Here is a 16,615-nt window from a genome sequence, read left to right as displayed (position 1 = left end):
TTCATTCAGTGAAAAACCCGCTTGTCCCGCATCCTAGGTCGCCCTTACCTTCAGGTCCATAGGGCGATACTCACAATCACCGGACGCCGCCAATCGAGCGAGCGCCAACGTCCCAGATCCAGGCTGTCTTTCGCCCTGCCAAAACCTTGCCCACCTCTCCCGTGGGCGCGACCGGAGGAGCATTGCGGCCATGGCTTTCCTGACTCTCGACAATCTCAGCAAGCGCTACGGCGACAGCTACGCGGTGGCCGGTTCGACCCTGGCCATCGAGCGCGGCGAATTCGTCTCCCTGCTCGGCCCCTCCGGCTGCGGCAAGACCACCACCCTGCAGATGATCGCTGGCTTCGTCGACGTCAGCAGCGGGCGCATCCTACTCGACGGCCAGGACATCACCCACGCCAAGCCGGCCAGTCGCGGCCTCGGGGTGGTCTTCCAGAGCTATGCGCTGTTCCCCCACATGACGGTGCGCGACAACGTCGCCTTCGGCCTGCGCATGCGCAAGGTGGCGGGCGCCGAGCTGGCGCGCCGCGTCGAGGAAGCCCTGGGCCTGGTGCACCTGGGCCAGCACGCCGAGCGCTATCCGCGCGAACTTTCCGGTGGCCAGCGCCAGCGGGTCGCCCTGGCCAGAGCGCTGGTGATAGCACCCCCGGTGCTGCTGCTGGACGAGCCGCTGTCCAACCTGGACGCCCATCTGCGCGAAGAGATGCAGTTCGAGATCCGCCGCATCCAGCGCGAGGTGGGCATCACCACCCTGATGGTCACCCACGACCAGTCCGAGGCGCTGTCCATCAGCGACCGGGTGGTGGTGATGGAGGCCGGGCGCATCACCCAGGTGGATGCGCCCTATCGGCTCTACGAACATCCGCGCAACAGATTCATCTCCGACTTCGTCGGCAAGGCCAATCTGCTGCCCGGCAGCCTGGATGCCCAGGGTCGGCCACAGATCACCGCGGGCGGCGCCCTGGCGATCTCGCTGCGGCCGGAAAAGATCGAGTTGCGCCCCGCCGGTGAGGGGCGTCTGCAAGGACGGGTGCTGACCCGCTTCTTCCTCGGCAGCCAGTGGCTGTATCGGCTGGAGACGGCGCTGGGCGAGGTGTCGGTGCTGCGCAGCAACGATGGGCTGCCGCCGCTGGACGAGGGCCAGCGCGTCGGGCTGCACTGGGACGACGGTCTGCTGCGCCGACTGGAAGCCGCGGAGGCCGCCGCATGAGCACCCTGCTGCGCGGCACCGGTCGCGCCTATCTGCTCAGCGCCCCGGCCCTGGTGCTGTTCGCCGGACTGCTGCTGGCGCCCCTGGCGCTGACCCTGGCGCTGTCGTTCAACGTCTTCGACTACGAAACCGGGATCAAGGAAGGCAGCTACACCCTGGCGCACTACCTGAGCCTGCTGGGCGATCCCTACTTCTACGAGATCTTCCTGCGCACCTTCTGGATCAGCGCCCTGGTCACCCTGCTCTGCGTGCTGATCGGGGTGCCGGAGGCCATCGTCCTCAGTCGCATGGGCGCGCCCTGGCGCTCTATCTTCCTGATCCTGGTACTGACGCCGCTGTTGATCTCGGTGGTGGTGCGCGCCTTTGGCTGGAGTCTGCTGCTGGGCGCCGACGGCCTGGTCAACCAGGCCATCGTGGCCCTGGGCGGGCGGCCGCTGAAGCTGCTCTACACCCCCTTCGCGGTGATCGTCGGCCTGGTCCACGTGATGCTGCCCTTCATGATCATCCCGGTATGGACCTCCCTGCAGAAGCTCGATCCCTCCGCCGAGCAGGCCGCGCTGTCCCTGGGCGCCAGTCACCTGACGGTGCTGCGGCGCATCGTGCTGCCCCAGGTGATGCCCGGGGTGCTGTCCGGAACGCTGATCGTCTTCGGCCTGGCCGCCAGCTCCTTCGCCATTCCCGGCCTGCTGGGCGGACGCCGGCTGAAGATGGTCGCCACCCTGATCTACGACCAGTACCTGGCGGAACTCAACTGGCCGATGGGCGCCACCCTGGCGGTGGCCCTGCTGCTGCTCAACCTGCTGGTGATGCTGGGCTGGAATCGCCTGGTGGAACGCCGCTACAAACGTGCCCTGGGAGTCTGACCTCATGACCCGCAACGGCCCGCTCGGGCTCGCCTTCCATACCCTGGTGATGGTCTTCATGCTGGCGCCGCTGGTGGTGGTCTGCCTGGTGGCCTTCACTCCGGAAAACACCCTCAGCCTGCCCACTTCCGGCTTTTCGCTGCGCTGGTTCGCCGCCGTGTTCGAGCGAGCGGACTTTCTCACCGCCTTCTACAACAGCCTGCAGCTGGCGGCGCTGTCGGCCACCCTGGCGACGCTGATCGCGGTGCCGGCGGGGCTGGCCATCACCCGCTACCGCTTTCCCGGCCAGGGCTTTCTCAACGGCCTGTTCCTCTCGCCGATCATCATCCCGCACCTGGTGCTGGGCGTGGCCATGCTGCGGCTGTTCGCCCTGCTGGGGGTGAATGGCAGCTTCAGCTGGCTGGTGCTGGCCCACGTGGTGGTGATCACCCCCTATGTGCTGCGCCTGGTGATCGCCGCCGCCATCGGCATCGACCGCAGTGCCGAGCAGGCCGCCGAGAGCCTGGGCGCCAGTCGCACCACGCTGTTCTGCCGCATCACCCTGCCGATGATCCTGCCCGGGGTGGCCGGCGGCTGGCTGCTGGCCTTCATCAACAGCTTCGACGAGGTGACCCTGTCAATCTTCGTCACCTCGCCGGCGACCCAGACCCTGCCGGTGCGGATGTACGTCTACGCCACCGAATCCATCGATCCGATGATGGCGGCGGTGTCGGCGCTGGTGATCGCCCTGACCGCGGCCACCATGATCCTGCTCGACCGCATCTATGGCCTGGATCGCGTGCTGGTGGGCAAACAATGAACAGCCGAGACCCGTCCATGGCACTGCTCAAGCGGGTGGCCGAATGCGACCGCCCGACCCTGGTCTTCACCCTCGACGGCCAGCCGGCCGAGGGCCTGCAGGGCGACACCCTGCTCACCGCCATCCTGACCCAGAGCGATCACCTGCGCGGCAGCGACTTCGGCGGCGAACCCCGCGCCGGCTTCTGCCTGATGGGCGCCTGCCAGGACTGCTGGGTGCGCCTGGCCGACGGCCGCCGGGTGCGTGCCTGCGCCACCTTTCTCGAAGCGGGCCAGCAGGTCAGCCGCGATCCAGGGCGGCCGCTGTGAGCGCCGTAGTGGTGGTGGGTGCTGGGCCGGCGGGCATTCGCGCGGCCCAGACCCTGGTCGCCCATGGCCTTGAGCCGGTGCTGCTGGACGAAAGCGCCCGCGGCGGCGGCCAGATCTATCGCCAGCAACCGGGTAATTTCCAGCGTCCGATCAAGGCGCTGTACGGCTTCGAAGCGGGCAAGGCCCAGGCGCTGCACGGCGCGCTGGAGGCCGCGCAGGCAAAGCTGGACTATCGACCCGACACCCTGGTGTGGAATGCCGAAGCGCGCGCCCTGGATACCCTCAGCCAGGGCCGCTATGTCGATCGCCTGGCCTTCGACCAGGTCATCGTCGCCACCGGTGCCACCGACCGCATCCTGCCGGTGCCGGGTTGGACCCTGCCGGGCGTCTACAGCCTGGGCGCCACCCAGGTGGCGCTCAAGTTCCAGGGCTGCGCCATCGGTAGCCGCCCGGTGCTGGCCGGTACCGGTCCGCTGCTCTATCTCGTCGCCTATCAATACGCCAAGGCCGGGGCCAAGCCTCTGGCGGTGCTGGACAGCGCGCCCTTCCGCGACCAGGCCGCGGCCACCCCGGCCCTGCTCGGCCAGCCGGCCACCTTCGCCAAGGGCCTCTACTACCGCAGCTGGCTGGCACTGCACGGCGTACCCGTGCACCAGGGCGCCGATCTCCTGGCGGTCGAGGGCGAGCGCCGGGTGGAAGCCGTGCGCTGGCGCGCCGCCGACGGCGAAGCGCATCGACTGGAGTGCGATGCGCTGGGCTTCGGCCAGACGCTGCGCAGCGAGACCCAGCTGGCCGACCTGCTGGGGTGCGACTTCGCCTGGAGCGTTCTCAACCGGGCCTGGTTGCCGGTACGGGACAGTGGTGGACGCAGCAGTCAGACCGGGGTCTACCTGGCCGGCGACGGCGCCGGCATCCAGGGCGCCGATGCTGCCGAACTGGCGGGCGAACTGGCAGCCCTGAGTCTGCTGGATGATCGTGGCGTGCCGGTGGACAGGGCGCGTATCCAGGCCCTGCAGGCACGCCTGGCGCGCTTCGAGGTCTTTCGCCAGGGCCTGGAGCGGGCCTTCCCCTTCCCCGCGGACTGGGCGGCCAAGGCGCCGGACGAACTCATGGTCTGTCGCTGCGAACAGGTCAGCGCCGGCGAGATCCGCGCTGCGGTGGATCAGGGGCACTGGGAGATCAACCGGGTCAAGGCCACCTGCCGGGTCGGCATGGGCCGCTGCCAGGGCCGCATCTGCGGCGCGGCGGCGGCCGAGTTGATCGCCTGCGCCAGTGGTCGGCCGCTGGACCAGATCGGTCGGTTGCGCGCCCAGGCGCCGATCAAGCCGCTGCCCTTTGGCGTGGAGCTGGCGCCATGAGCCGGCTGGACGTGGATGTCCTGATCATCGGCGGCGGCATCGTCGGCAGCAGCGCGGCGCTGTTCCTGGCCCAGGGCGGCCAGCGCATCGCGCTGCTGGAACGCAACTTCTGCGGCGCCCAGGCCAGTGGCGTCAACTACGGCGGGGTGCGCCGCCAGGGCCGCCCGCTGGTGCAGTTGCCGCTGTCCAGTCGCGCCCATCAGCTCTGGGGCGGTCTGCAGGACCTGCTGGGTACCGATGGCGAATACCTCAGATCCGGCCACCTCAAGCTGGCCCGCAGCGACACCGACTTCGCCTCCCTGCAGGCCTATGCCCAGGCCAGCCAGGGCTTCGACCTCGACCTGCAACTGCTCGACCGGAGCGAATTGCGCCGGCGCTTTCCCTGGGTCGGCGACATCGCCGTGGGCGCCTCCTTCTGCCCGGAGGACGGCCACGCCAATCCACGGCTGGTCTCCCCGGCCTTCGCCCGGGCAGCCGCGCGTGCCGGCGCGCAGATTTTCGAGCGTACCGCCGTGACCGCCGTCGAGCACGACGGCCAGCGCTTCCAGCTCCGCACCGACAGCGGCCTGACCTTGAGCGCACCCTGGCTGCTGAATTGCGCCGGCGCCTGGGCCGCGGAGCTGGCCGCCCGCTTCGGCGAGCCGGTCCCCCTCACCGCGGCCCATCCGGCCATGCTGGTGACCGAACCGCTGCCGCCCTTCATGAGCGCCAGCACCGGCGTGGAAGGCGGCGGCATCTATGCCCGCCAGGTGGCGCGCGGCAATTGCGTGCTGGGCGGCGGGCGCGGTTTCGCCCTCGACGCCGATCGCGCCCGCCCCGGCCAGCTGGCCATCCTCGACATCCTCAGAAACGCCGCCGAACTCTATCCGGCTCTCACCGGTGCCCAGGCCATCCGCACCTGGAGCGGCGTCGAGGGCTATCTACCGGATCACCAGCCGGTGCTCGGCCCCAGTCTTACCACCCCCGGCCTGCTGCACGGCTTCGGCTTTGCCGGCGCGGGCTTCCAGATCGGGCCGGCGGCTGGCGAAGCCCTGGCCGAGTGCATCCTGCAGGGCGCGCCCCGGCACAGCCTGCAGGCCTTTTCCATCGCCCGTTTCCCTTCCCAGCCCAGGAGTTCCCAATCATGCGCCTGACCCCCGCCCTGCTCGTGGCCCTCGCCGGCCTGCCCCTGGCCGCCGTGGCCGAACCGACGCTCTACCTCGGCATGAACGGCGGCACCATGGAGCGCCTCTATGCCGACAGCGTGCTGCCCGCCTTCGAGAAGGCGCACAACGTCAAGGTGGTGATCGTGCCCGGCACCTCGGCGGACATCCTCGCCAAGGTCCAGGCCAGTCCGCAGAAGCCGCCGATCCACGTGATGTTTCTCGACGACGGCATCATGTACCGCGCCATCGGCATGAATCTCTGCAGCCCGCTCAAGCCCAGCGCGAGCCTGGCGCAGATTCCCGAAAAGGCCAAGATCAAGGACCAGGCCGCCGCCGTCAGCCTGGGCGTGACCGGTCTGGCCTACAACAGCCGGCTGTTCAAGGACAAGGGCTGGGCGGCGCCGACCTCCTGGGCGGACCTCGCCGATCCCAAGTACAAGGGCAAGGTGGTGTTCCAGTCGCTGTCCTCGTCGACCTTCGGCCTGCACGGTTTCCTGATGTTCAACCGCCTCAAGGGCGGCACCGAGCAGGACGTCGACCCCGGCTTCAAGGCCTGGCCCACCACCGTCGGCCCCAATGTGCTGGAGTACATCCCCAGTTCGGCCAAGCTCTCGGAGATGGTGCAGACCGACGAGGCGGCACTGTTCCCGCTCACGCCCACCCAGGTCACCGCGCTCAAGCTCAAGGGCATCCCGGTGGAATACGCGCCGCCCAAGGAAGGCGCCGTGGTGCTCAACGTCGCCGAATGCGTGACCGCCAACAACGACCAGCCGGAGCTGGCCCAGCAGCTGGCGGAATACCTGCTGACGCCCGAAGCCCAGGCGCCGGCGCTGGAACTGGGCGACCAGATCCCGTCCAACCCCAACACCCCCACCACCGACAAGACCCGCGGCCAGGTGGACGCCATGCAGAACTACCTGAAGACCGCCGTGACCATCGACTGGGATGAGGTCAACAAGGTGCGGCCGCAGTGGAACGCCCGCTGGAACCGGCAGGTGGAGCGCTAGTCGCTCGAACAGCGCAAACGCACCGCTGGATGTCGACCCTGGACAACTCCGGTCCGGGGCGACCCCTCACCCTTGACGGCTTCCATCACCAGGAGAGCCGCCATGGCCAACCCGCCCATCACCGTTCTGCGCGACACCCAACCCCTGCCCGTGGTCGATGCCTGCAAATGGGAGCGCATCGAAGGTGAGCCCCATACCGTCAACCTCAATGCCTACACCTCCGATGACGGCAGCAAGATCATGGGCACCTGGATCTGCACCCCCGGCAAGTGGCGCGTCGACTACGTGAAGTGGGAGTACTGCCACTTCCAGGAGGGGTACTGCATCATCACCCCCGATGGCCAGCAACCCATTCACCTCAAGGCCGGCGACATCTTCGTCGTCGAACCCGGCATGAAGGGCACCTGGGAAGTGGTCGAGACGGTGCGCAAGTATTTCGTCTTCGCCTGATCCCGCCAGGCCCCGGCACCGCTGCCGGCGGCCCAGGCTTCAGCGACCGTCGAAGCCGCGGAAGAAGCGCTCGGCGTTGTCGCTCAGGGTGTCCAGGTCGTACCCCCCTTCCTGCACGATCACCGTGGGCAGTCCCAGGGCCTTGATCCTTTCGCCCAGCACGCCGAATCCCGCCTGACTCACCGCCACCTTGGACTGAGGATCGTTTTCGTAGATGTCGAAGCCGAGGGACAGCACCAGCACGTCCGGCGCCCACTGCCGTAGCGCCGCCTCGGCTTCCTCAAGCCGGGCGAAGAAGTCGGCCTCGGAGGCGCCATGGGGCATCGGCAGGTTGAGGTTGCAGCCTTCGCCCTGCCCACTGCCATGCTCGTCGGCGAAGCCGGCCACCACCGGATAGAAGTTGGTCGGATCGCCGTGGATCGACAGGTAAAAGACGTCGTCGCGCTCGTAGAAGATTTCCTGGATGCCCTGACCGTGGTGCATGTCGGTATCCAGGATGGCGACTCGGGCAAAGCGCGTCCGTAGCTCCTGGGCGGCGATGGCCGCTCCGTTCAGGTAGCAGAAACCACCAGCCGCCTCGGCCCGGGCATGGTGGCCTGGCGGGCGACACAGCGCATAGGCGGCCGGCTCGCCGTCACGTACGCAGCGCGCCGCCGCCACCGCGCTCTGGGCGGAGCCATAGACGGCGGCCCAGGTCTGGGCGCCGATCGGGCAACTGCCGTCCGCCAGGTAGCGGGCGGTCTGGCCAAGGATGCCACGCAATGGGTTGTTCTCGCGGACATAGATGTTCGACATCACCTCGTCACCCCAGTCTTCGGGCACCTGGTGCCAGTCGCGATAGGCATTCTCCAGGTAGGTCACATAGGCCTCGCCGTGCACGGCATGCAGCGGCGCGCGGCCGTGATCCGCCGGCTGTTCGAGGGGATAGCCCAGCCGCTCCACCGCGGCCAGCAGGGCGTCGAGGCGGGCCGGCACTTCCTGGGGGGTGCGCATCTGGCCACGGGACAGGTAGCTGCGCGGATGATGCAGGCGCTGATCGGGATGGAAAAAGGTCTTCATGTCATCTCTCCTGACGGCCCGCGCGGGCCAGCACGGCATTGAACAGGACGTCGGCGCCGCGGCGGACGTCATCGAAACTGGCCGATTCGGCCTCGTTGTGGCTCAGGCCGCCGGCACAGGGGATGAAGATCATCGCCGTGGGGCAGTGCCTGGCCAGGTGGATGGCGTCGTGACCGGCGCCGCTGATGATGTCGCGGTGGGGATAGCCCAGCGCCTGGACCGCCTCGCGCACGGCGCCGACGCAGTCGGCGGCAAAGGGGGTGGCAGGGCTCAGCCAGTGCCGCTGGACGTCCAGCGACAAGCCGCGCTCGTCGGCCACGGCGGCCAGGCAATCGCGTGCGGCGGTTTCCAGCGCTGCCAGGGTCTGGTCCTGGGGGTGACGCAGGTCCAGGGTGAAGCGCACCTCGCCGGCGATGGTGTTGCGCGAGGAGCGCGCCACGTCCAGTTGCCCCACGGTGACCAGTCCGTCACCGAAGCGAAAAGCCAGATCCTCCAGCGCCGCCAGCATCCGGCCGACGCCGAACAGGGCATCCCGGCGCCTGGCCATGGGGGTGGTGCCGGCGTGGGCCGCGGTGCCGCGAACGCACACGTCGAGCCAGCAGATCGCCTGGCCCCCGGTGACCACGCCCACGGCCAGGCCTTCGTCTTCAAGCACCGGGCCCTGCTCGATATGGGCCTCGAAATAGCTATCGAAGGACCGCCCCAACGGCTGGTCGCCGGCATAGCCGGTGCGTTCCAGACTCGTGGCCACGGAGATGCCGTCACGGTCGCAGGTCGCCAGGGCCTCGGCCAGGGGCAACTGCCCGGTGAAGACCGCGGAACCCAGCATGGCCGGCGTGAAGCGCGCACCCTCCTCGTTGGTCCAGACGGCGAGTTCCAGGGGTCGATCGGTCTGGATGTCCGCGTCGTTCAGGCTGCGCATCACCTCCAGCCCGGCGAGCACGCCATAGACGCCATCGAAGCGACCGCCCTTGGGTTGGGTGTCCAGATGGCTGCCCATGACCACCGGCGCGGCCTGGTCATCAAGCCCCGGACGACGGGCGAACAGGTTGCCGATGGGGTCCACCGTCAGGCTGAGGCCGGCGGCCACGCACCACTGGCTGAACAGCGCCCGCCCCTGGCGATCTTCTTCGCTCAGGGCCAGGCGACTGCTGCCCCCGGCCTCGCCCGGGCCGACCTCGGCCATGGCCGCCAGACTCTGCCAGAGGCGCTCGCCATCAACTTTATACATGCGGGATTCCTTGTGCTCAGGCGTGAGAGACATGGGCGGTGGCCTCCCGGCGGCGCGCCAGAGCCGCCACGCACAGCAGCGACAGGCCGGCCAGCAGGGAATAGAAGACCGCCAGCGGCCACCACTCGCCCGTGAAGCGATGGGCCAGCAGGGTGCCGACCATGGGGGTCAGGCCACCGGCAATGGCGCCACAGACCTGGTAGGCCATGGAGATGGCGGTGTAGCGCACCCGGGTAGCGAAGACGCCACTGACGAAGCCGGCGATCACCGCATAGAAGGACGCCATGCAGGCGGCCGCCAGGGCGATTCCCAGCACGATCAGCGGCGCCGAGCCGGTCTTGACCAGCACGAACATCGGATAGGGCGAGGCCATGGCCAGGGCCGCGATCAACAGCAGGAAACGTGCGCTGCCCATACGCTCGGCGAGCAGCGCGGCCAGCGGCTGGACCAGGAACTGGATGAGGGCGACGAACAGCAGGCAATCAAGGATCAGCGAGCGCGACAACTCCAGCACCTGGGTGGTGTAGCTGAGCATGAAGGTGTTGGTGAAATAGACTCCGGCGATGCCCAGGGTATTGGCGCCGATGCACAGCAGCAGCGGACGCCAGGCGGTGCGCAGCACTTCGGCCGCCGGCGCCTTGGCCGTTTCCTGGCGCTCCTTCATCTCGGCGAATTCGGGGGACTCGTCCACGCCCAGGCGGATGGCCAGGCCGACCACCAGCAGCAGCGCGCTGGCCAGGAACGGCAGGCGCCAGCCCCAGTCGAGCAGATCCTCTTCCGGCAGGCTGGTGACGCTACGAAAGGCGATGATCGACAGGATCAGGCCGGCCGGGCTGCCCCACTGGGCGAAGGAGGCGAAAAAGGTCCGTCGACCGGCCGGTGCATGCTCGCCGGCCATCAGCACGGCGCCGCCCCATTCGCCACCCACGGCGATGCCCTGCACCACCCGCAGCAGGATCAGCAGGATCGGCGCCCAGACGCCGGCCTGGCTGTAGGTGGGTAGCACGCCGATGAGCACGGTGACCACGCCCATCATCAGCAGGGTGACGATCAGGGATTTCTTGCGGCCGATGCGGTCGCCGATATGGCCGAAGACCAGGCCACCCAATGGCCGGGCGAAGAACCCCACGGCGAAGGTGCCGAAGGCGGCCAGGGTGCTCAGCAAGCGGTCTTCGGAGGGAAAGAACAGCTGGCCGAAGACCAGCGCGGCGGCGGTGGCGAAGATGTAGTAGTCGTACCACTCGATGGTGGTGCCCACGAAGGCAGCGGCGGCGGCGCGCCTGGGTTGGCGACGCGGTGAGGTGGACGGCATGCAGGGTGCTCCTATCGACTGCCGGAAAAGGAAGCGGCGCGGCGGATCAAAGGCCGGACGCACGGAGAGCGATGGGCAGGGGCGGTCAGGGAGACATGGACGCAGCACTCCTGGGGATATCGTTCTTGTTGGGCAGGAGAGAGAGAAGAATGCAGGAGCGTTCTAGGGCGCCTTGACGTCGTTATCCCTTGGCAGGCTAAGATTAGTCAATTTTCTAATTCTTATACCTATCTATAAGCATGGCTAATAATCAGGATGAACCGCTCTCCCCCGCGCCCTTGCCAGACGGCCGGCGTTTTCTCAACGATCGGCTGGACTGGAATCTCCTGCGCACCTATCTGGTGATCGTTCAGGAGGGCAGCGTGAGTCGTGCGGCCGCGCGGCTGCACCTGACTCAGCCAGCCGTCAGCCAAGCCCTCAAGCGGCTGGAGGAACAACTCGATCGCGGGCTGATCATTCGCCGGGGGCCGCGCTTCGCCCTCACCGAGGCCGGCGAAGAGGTGGCCCGCATCGCCAGCGACCTTTATGGCAACGTCTCCCGTCTCGGCGCTGCGCTGGAGCGCTCAACGGAAACCGTGGTGGGCAAGGTGCGGATGCTCACCATCAGCCGCATCCAGTCGCGCTGCTACGACGACTTCCTCGCCGACTTCCACCGCCGCTTTCCGCGGGTGGAACTGGAGATCGACGTGATGCGCAGCTCGGACATCATCAGCTCCCTGCTGCAGAAGACCGCGACCCTGGGCCTCGCCCTCTGCCGTATTCCTCAGCCAAAACTGGAGCAACGGGTGCTGTTGCAGCAGCGCTATGCCTTTTTCTGCGGACGTCGCCACCCCCTGTTCGGGCGCAGTGACCTGTCGCTGGCCGATCTGCAGGGCGAGAACTTCGTCAGTTTCACCAGCGACCAGATTGGCGGCAGCCTCTCGCCGCTCACCATCTTTCGCGATCAGCAGGGCTTCACCGGACGGATCGTCGCTTCCTCACCCAGCCTCGAAGAAATCCGCCGCCTGGTCGGCGCCGGTTACGGCATCGGCTGTCTGCCCCAGCATGTAGTGGCCGATGACGTGGCCGCCGGCCAACTCTGGCGACTGCCGCCCGGCGAAGGCGTGGCCGATGTCGACGTGCACCTGCTCTGGCACCGCGAGCAGCGCATGACCCAGGCGGAAACGGCGCTGCTGGAAGGCTTCCAGCATCTGCTGGCGACCACCGAGGTGGCCGCGCGGCTCTAGGGCGCTTTCACTCGGTCCACGGGAAGGGTCTTGCTATGCTGATCCGTTGGATATCCCTGCCAAGGAGCTCCCATGGATCCCTACCCTCGCCCAGGCACCTGGCGCGAGCGCCTGTACATCATCATCTTCCACACCTACACCCCGGCCGGAAGACTCTTCGACACCCTGCTGCTGGCGGTCATCATGGCCAGCCTGGGCGTGGTGATGCTGGACAGCATCCAGGCCATCCATCTGCGCTACGGCAGCTGGCTCTATGGACTGGAATGGATCTTTACCGGTCTCTTCGCGATCGAATACCTGCTGCGGGTGATCTGCGCGCCCCGGCCACGCCAGTACGTCACCAGTTTCTATGGCTTCATCGATTTGCTGGCCGTGCTGCCGGCCTTTATCGCCCTGCTGATGCCCGATGCCCAGTATTTCCTCGTCATCCGGGTGCTGCGGATGATGCGGGTGTTCCGCGTGCTCAAGCTGACGCCCTACCTGAGCCAGGCAGATTTCCTGATGGTGGCGCTGAGCAGCAGCCGGCAGAAGATCACCGTCTTCCTGCTGGCCATCTGCACCCTGGTGACCATGTTCGGCACCTTCATGTACGTCATCGAAGGACCGGCCAACGGCTTTACCAGCATCCCGCGCAGCATCTACTGGGCGGTGGTGACCCTGACCACCGTGGGCTTCGGCGACATGGTGCCCAAGACGGCACTGGGCCAGACCCTGGCGGGCATGATCATGATCACCGGTTATTCGATCATCGCCGTGCCCACCGGCATCTTTACCGCGGAGCTGGCCAACGCCATGCGCAGCGCCACGCTACAGCGCGACTGTCCACGCTGCCAGAAGCCTACCCACGAGCCCGACTCCTCCTTTTGCAATCGCTGCGGCAATCCGCTGTTCCCTCCTACTGAGAAGAGCCAGCCGGAAGAGTCGGCCCACTAGGCCGGACGCTGCGTCTCAGGGCGTGGCGTCGCTGGCATAGCAGGCCCAGGCCGGGCGCGTGGCCAGACGTTCGAGATAGGCCTCGATCGCCGGCGCCGCGAAGCGCTCCAGCGGGGTGCTGCGCCAGCGGTGCAGCGACAGGCCCAGGGCGATGTCGGCCAGGCTGAAGTGTTCGCCGGCCACATAGGGGCCGTGCTGCGCCAGATGCGCTTCCAGAATGGCGATGCGCTCGTTCCAGGCGGCGACACCTTGCGCCAGGCGCTGCGGATCGGGTTCCGCTGGCTGCTGCTTCACCAGGGCCAGATAGGCGTAGCTCCAGGCCGGATTGAGTTCGCAGGCCTGCCAGTCCAGCCACTGATCGACCCGCGCCCGGGCGCGCAGCGCGGTGGGATACAGCGCCTCGCCGCCATGGGCATTGGCCAGGTAGCGCAGGATGCTGTTGGATTCCCAGAGCACGAAGTCGCCGTCCAGCAGGACCGGGATCTGGCCATTGGGATTCCACTGCAGGTACTCGGCGGATTGCGCCGAGCGAAAGCCGGCGCCCCAGTCCTCGCGCTCATAGCCCAGGCCCAGTTCGTCGAGGCACCAGAGTGCCTTGCGGACGTTGATCGAAGAGACGCGACCAAGGATCTTCAGCATGCCGAGGCGACCTCCAGAAATGGATCATTGAGATAGGGCTCGATATTGCCGAGCGCGCGCTGCACATAGTCCTCCTTCTCGCCCACCGGTGCCACGTAATGCAGCACCTCGGCCGCGGCCTCGCGGCCCAGCAGCCGGGCGATGGCCCAGGCCGCCAGGTAGCTGGAGGCCAGGCAGCCGCCGGCGGTGGCCAGGTTGCCGCGGGCGAAGAAGGGTTGCGCCAGCACCTCGATGCCGGCTTCCTGCACCCAGGGCCTGGTGGTGAGATCGGTGCAGCCGGGTACACCGTCGAGCAGGCCGAGGCGCGCCAGCAACAGGGTGCCGGAGCACTGGGCGCCGATCAGCTGGCGTCCGGGGTCGAGCACCGCCAGCTGTTCCAGCAGGGCGGCGTCTCGCGCCAGTTCCCGGGTACGGCTGCCACTGCCCACCAGCACGGCGGTGCAGTCCGCCAGTTCGTCGAAGCCGGCCTGACGCTCCAGGCGAACGCCGTTCATGGAGGTCACGCAGGGGGTCGGCGCCATCAGCGAGACCCGCCAGTCCGGACGCTTGATGCGATTGAGGAGGCCCAGGGCGATCAGGGAGTCCAGTTCGTTGAAGCCGTCGAAGGTGAGGATGGCGAGGTGCATGGGGCTACCAGGGGCGCGGGGTGAAGCGAGAGTCTCGGCCTCACGGGCGGGCGTCGGCCAGATACAGTGCCGCGCCAGGCTGGCCATACAGTCAGGCCGGCCATCGACAAACCGCTCTAAGGCGGGCAATAGCACCCCTGACCTACTTGGAAGCACTAGCACTTAGCCATTACAGTGACGCACCCTGGCCGAGCCATCGGCCGATTTGCCATCGTCCAGCGGCCCTACTCCCTTCCGAGATGTCGATGGACGACGATATTCGCTATGAACAGCATGTCCGCCGGGTACTGCGCACGCCCCTGCTGGTGTTGCAGCCCCTGATGCTGGCGATGTGGCCGCTGAGTCTGTGGAGCAATCCGCTGATCGGCAGTCCCTACAAGGCGCGCTATTTCGCGCTGATGCTGCTGTTGCTGGGGATCAGCGCCCTGCTCAGCGTGGCGCGCAGCGCGCGCATGATGAGTCTGACCTTCACGGGCAACATCTGGGCGCTCATCCTCGCCTTTCGCATCCAGATCCAGGATGGCGGCGCCCTGGGTCACTACTGGAATCTCCCCATTGCCATCGTCGTCGTGCTGGGCACCTGCGGCCTGACCTATCGCCTCTCCCACTACCTGATCACCCTCGCCGGCGCCGCCTTCATCCTCTTCGCCGGTCAGGCGCAACTGATACCCGCCGCCATGCCAGTGCAGCTGGTCGGGTTGCTGGTCGGCGCCACCCTGGCCATCGGCATCGCCTACAACCACGCCAACAGCCAGTGGATGCGGCGGACCTTCATTCTCAAGGAGCGCTATCGGATTCTCGCGGAGACCGATGAACTCACCGGAATCGCCAACCGCCGCAAGCTCCTCGAGCGGGTCGACGCGGCCCGCGGCGAGAGCGGGCAGGCGCCCAGGCATTTCGTCATGCTCGACATCGACAACTTCAAGGAGATCAACGACCGCCACGGCCATCAGGTCGGTGACCAGGTGCTGTTCGCCACGGCGCGGCAACTCGATCAACTCGATCCGCGGTTGCAAGGCGGCCGGCTGGGCGGCGAGGAATTCGGGCTGCTGATCCGCGACCTCGACGAGGCGCGGGTCAGTCAGCTGCTGGAAACCCTGCGCAGGCGCCTGGCTGAAGCCGAGCCCCTGGGTATCCGCTTCAGTGCCGGGGCGCTACGGCTCACGCCGGAGCTGTCGCTGAACGAATTGCTGCGCCAGGCGGACGAAGGGCTCTATCGGGCCAAGCGCCAGGGCAAGGACCAGACCGTCTGGATCCGTTGAGGGTCGCTACTCCAGCTTTTCCACCTTCACCGCGGTGGTGCCGTCGTCGACCATGTCCACCCGCCGGGCAGCGGCGCGCGAAAGATCGATGATGCGGCCGCGGATATAGGGGCCGCGGTCGTTGATGCGCACCACCACGGCGCGATCGTTTTCCAGGTTGGTCACCTTGACCCGGGTGCCAAGCGGCAGGGTCTTGTGAGCGGCGACCAGCTCGTTGTTGTTGAAGGTCTCGCCACTGGCGGTTTCCTTGCCGTGAAACTTGCGTGCGTAGAAGGAGGCCTTGCCGCGCTGTTCGAAGCTGGCTTCCTTCTTGATCGGCGCCGCGACGGTCTTGGCGTCCTTTTCCTGGCAGGCGCTGCAGGCGAGCACCAGGAGCAACACGAGGGATCTGGGACGGATGAACACGTTTCACCTTCCTCTTTTTCTTCGTTTTCGGGAAAGCAACGCTCGGGGATCGGGTTCAGCTAGCTCTGAACCCGGGCGTCCCCCGGAGGTTCGCCAGGGATGGCCAACGGCCATCCTATCTGTGACGAGCGCCTCAAGACCCCCCTAGGGCGCCGGTAGCACGTACCTGAGAATGGCGACGAAGTGCAGCGCGCTGCCGGCCATGACGAAGCCATGCCAGATGCCATGCCAGTGGCGGAAGCGATCGTCGAAGACGAAGAACAGGATGCCCACGGTATAGAGCACGCCGCCGGCCGCCAGCCAGGCGAAGCCTTCACCGCCCAGGCGATCCAGCAGCGGTCCCACCGCCACCAGCACGATCCAGCCCATGACGGCGTAGATCACCAGCGACAGGATGCGCGCCTCCGAGCGCGGCTTGAGCTCCTGCGCCATGCCGATCAGCGCCAGGCCCCAGACGATGCCGAACAGCGTCCAGCCCCAGGGCCCGCGCAGGGTCACCAGGCAGAACGGCGTGTAGCTGCCGGCGATCAGCAGATAGATCGACAGGTGATCGAGCTTCTGCAGCAGGCGTTTCGCGCGCCCCTTCACGCTGTGGTAGAGGGTCGAGACGCTGTAGAGGATCACCAGCGCGACTCCGTAGATGGCCACGCTGACGATGCGCCAGGGATCGCCCTGCAGGCTGGCCAGCACCACCAGGGTGATGGCGCCGGCCAGGGCTAGCAGGGCACCGACCAGATGAGTCCAGGCATTGAGACGTTCGCCGTGATACATGCGTCCTCCGG

18 protein-coding genes are annotated in these 16,615 nt (G+C 67.4%); 11 read left to right on the top strand and 7 right to left on the bottom strand.

The window, feature by feature from the left end:
• The first annotated feature begins 190 nt into the window (after positions 1-190).
• The 8 genes from PVZ72_RS05720 (at position 191) to PVZ72_RS05685 (ending at position 7,140) form a co-directional block, all read left to right on the top strand.
• Positions 191-1,210 carry an ABC transporter ATP-binding protein gene (locus PVZ72_RS05720; RefSeq protein ID WP_273861412.1) on the top strand — a complete coding sequence of 340 codons (1,020 nt, stop codon included), beginning with the start codon at positions 191-193 and terminating at the stop codon, positions 1,208-1,210.
• Complete coding sequence (locus tag PVZ72_RS05715; RefSeq protein ID WP_273861411.1) at positions 1,207-2,073, top strand: ABC transporter permease; 867 nt, start codon at positions 1,207-1,209, stop codon at positions 2,071-2,073. The genes PVZ72_RS05720 and PVZ72_RS05715 overlap by 4 nt, the downstream gene beginning before the upstream one ends.
• 4 nt (positions 2,074-2,077) lie before the next feature.
• Positions 2,078-2,872 carry an ABC transporter permease gene (locus PVZ72_RS05710; RefSeq protein WP_133863274.1) on the top strand — a complete coding sequence of 265 codons (795 nt, stop codon included), beginning with the start codon at positions 2,078-2,080 and terminating at the stop codon, positions 2,870-2,872.
• A 17-nt stretch (positions 2,873-2,889) separates the two neighbouring features.
• On the top strand, positions 2,890-3,180 hold the full coding sequence (locus tag PVZ72_RS05705) for a (2Fe-2S)-binding protein (RefSeq protein ID WP_273861498.1): 291 nt from the start codon (positions 2,890-2,892) through the stop codon (positions 3,178-3,180).
• The gene (locus PVZ72_RS05700; protein WP_273861410.1) at positions 3,177-4,538 is read left to right on the top strand and encodes an FAD/NAD(P)-dependent oxidoreductase; all 1,362 of its coding nucleotides are present in this window, start codon (positions 3,177-3,179) and stop codon (positions 4,536-4,538) included. The genes PVZ72_RS05705 and PVZ72_RS05700 overlap by 4 nt, the downstream gene beginning before the upstream one ends.
• The gene (locus PVZ72_RS05695) at positions 4,535-5,671 is read left to right on the top strand and encodes an NAD(P)/FAD-dependent oxidoreductase (RefSeq protein ID WP_263259814.1); all 1,137 of its coding nucleotides are present in this window, start codon (positions 4,535-4,537) and stop codon (positions 5,669-5,671) included. The genes PVZ72_RS05700 and PVZ72_RS05695 overlap by 4 nt, the downstream gene beginning before the upstream one ends.
• A complete protein-coding gene (locus PVZ72_RS05690; RefSeq protein WP_263259812.1) occupies positions 5,662-6,690 on the top strand; it encodes an ABC transporter substrate-binding protein in 1,029 nt (342 codons plus the stop codon). The genes PVZ72_RS05695 and PVZ72_RS05690 overlap by 10 nt, the downstream gene beginning before the upstream one ends.
• Positions 6,691-6,792: 102 nt before the next feature.
• The gene (locus tag PVZ72_RS05685; protein ID WP_263259811.1) at positions 6,793-7,140 is read left to right on the top strand and encodes a cupin domain-containing protein; all 348 of its coding nucleotides are present in this window, start codon (positions 6,793-6,795) and stop codon (positions 7,138-7,140) included.
• Positions 7,141-7,179: 39 nt separating this feature from the next.
• Here the strand turns inward: PVZ72_RS05685 and PVZ72_RS05680 are convergent, their stop codons facing one another.
• The 3 genes from PVZ72_RS05680 to PVZ72_RS05670 are packed head-to-tail and all read right to left on the bottom strand — an operon-like array spanning position 7,180 to position 10,742.
• A complete protein-coding gene (locus PVZ72_RS05680; RefSeq protein WP_263259810.1) occupies positions 7,180-8,199 on the bottom strand; it encodes a histone deacetylase family protein in 1,020 nt (339 codons plus the stop codon).
• 1 nt (position 8,200) lies between these two features.
• On the bottom strand, positions 8,201-9,430 hold the full coding sequence (locus PVZ72_RS05675) for a Zn-dependent hydrolase (RefSeq protein ID WP_263259808.1): 1,230 nt from the start codon (positions 9,428-9,430) through the stop codon (positions 8,201-8,203).
• Positions 9,431-9,446: 16 nt separating this feature from the next.
• Positions 9,447-10,742 carry an MFS transporter gene (locus PVZ72_RS05670; protein ID WP_263259797.1) on the bottom strand — a complete coding sequence of 432 codons (1,296 nt, stop codon included), beginning with the start codon at positions 10,740-10,742 and terminating at the stop codon, positions 9,447-9,449.
• Positions 10,743-10,981: 239 nt separating this feature from the next.
• On the opposite strand from PVZ72_RS05670, the gene PVZ72_RS05665 reads away from it, so the two are divergent.
• Complete coding sequence (locus PVZ72_RS05665; RefSeq protein WP_273861409.1) at positions 10,982-11,968, top strand: LysR family transcriptional regulator; 987 nt, start codon at positions 10,982-10,984, stop codon at positions 11,966-11,968.
• A 72-nt stretch (positions 11,969-12,040) separates the two neighbouring features.
• The gene (locus PVZ72_RS05660; RefSeq protein WP_187979975.1) at positions 12,041-12,901 is read left to right on the top strand and encodes an ion transporter; all 861 of its coding nucleotides are present in this window, start codon (positions 12,041-12,043) and stop codon (positions 12,899-12,901) included.
• A gap of 15 nt (positions 12,902-12,916) precedes the next feature.
• On the opposite strand, the gene PVZ72_RS05655 is transcribed toward PVZ72_RS05660, so the two are convergent.
• Both PVZ72_RS05655 and PVZ72_RS05650 read right to left on the bottom strand, forming a co-directional pair.
• Complete coding sequence (locus PVZ72_RS05655) at positions 12,917-13,540, bottom strand: glutathione S-transferase family protein (protein WP_273861408.1); 624 nt, start codon at positions 13,538-13,540, stop codon at positions 12,917-12,919.
• Positions 13,534-14,166, bottom strand: a complete 633-nt coding sequence (locus PVZ72_RS05650) for a DJ-1/PfpI family protein (RefSeq protein ID WP_273861407.1) — start codon at positions 14,164-14,166, stop codon at positions 13,534-13,536. The genes PVZ72_RS05655 and PVZ72_RS05650 overlap by 7 nt, the downstream gene beginning before the upstream one ends.
• A 245-nt stretch (positions 14,167-14,411) precedes the next feature.
• On the opposite strand from PVZ72_RS05650, the gene PVZ72_RS05645 reads away from it, so the two are divergent.
• Positions 14,412-15,428, top strand: a complete 1,017-nt coding sequence (locus PVZ72_RS05645) for a GGDEF domain-containing protein (protein ID WP_273861406.1) — start codon at positions 14,412-14,414, stop codon at positions 15,426-15,428.
• A gap of 6 nt (positions 15,429-15,434) precedes the next feature.
• On the opposite strand, the gene PVZ72_RS05640 is transcribed toward PVZ72_RS05645, so the two are convergent.
• Together PVZ72_RS05640 and trhA are read right to left on the bottom strand one after the other, a co-directional pair.
• Positions 15,435-15,833 carry a septal ring lytic transglycosylase RlpA family protein gene (locus tag PVZ72_RS05640; RefSeq protein ID WP_273861405.1) on the bottom strand — a complete coding sequence of 133 codons (399 nt, stop codon included), beginning with the start codon at positions 15,831-15,833 and terminating at the stop codon, positions 15,435-15,437.
• Between the two features lie 144 nt (positions 15,834-15,977).
• On the bottom strand, positions 15,978-16,604 hold the full coding sequence (trhA, locus tag PVZ72_RS05635) for a PAQR family membrane homeostasis protein TrhA (RefSeq protein WP_133863286.1): 627 nt from the start codon (positions 16,602-16,604) through the stop codon (positions 15,978-15,980).
• Between the last annotated feature and the right edge of the window lie 11 nt (positions 16,605-16,615).

Source organism: Pseudomonas sp. LA5, assembly GCF_028640825.1.
Taxonomy (GTDB): Bacteria; Pseudomonadota; Gammaproteobacteria; order Pseudomonadales; family Pseudomonadaceae; genus Chryseomonas; species Chryseomonas aestiva.
Note: the sequence above shows the minus strand (reverse complement) of the source record. Positions and strands in the feature narration are given on the sequence as shown.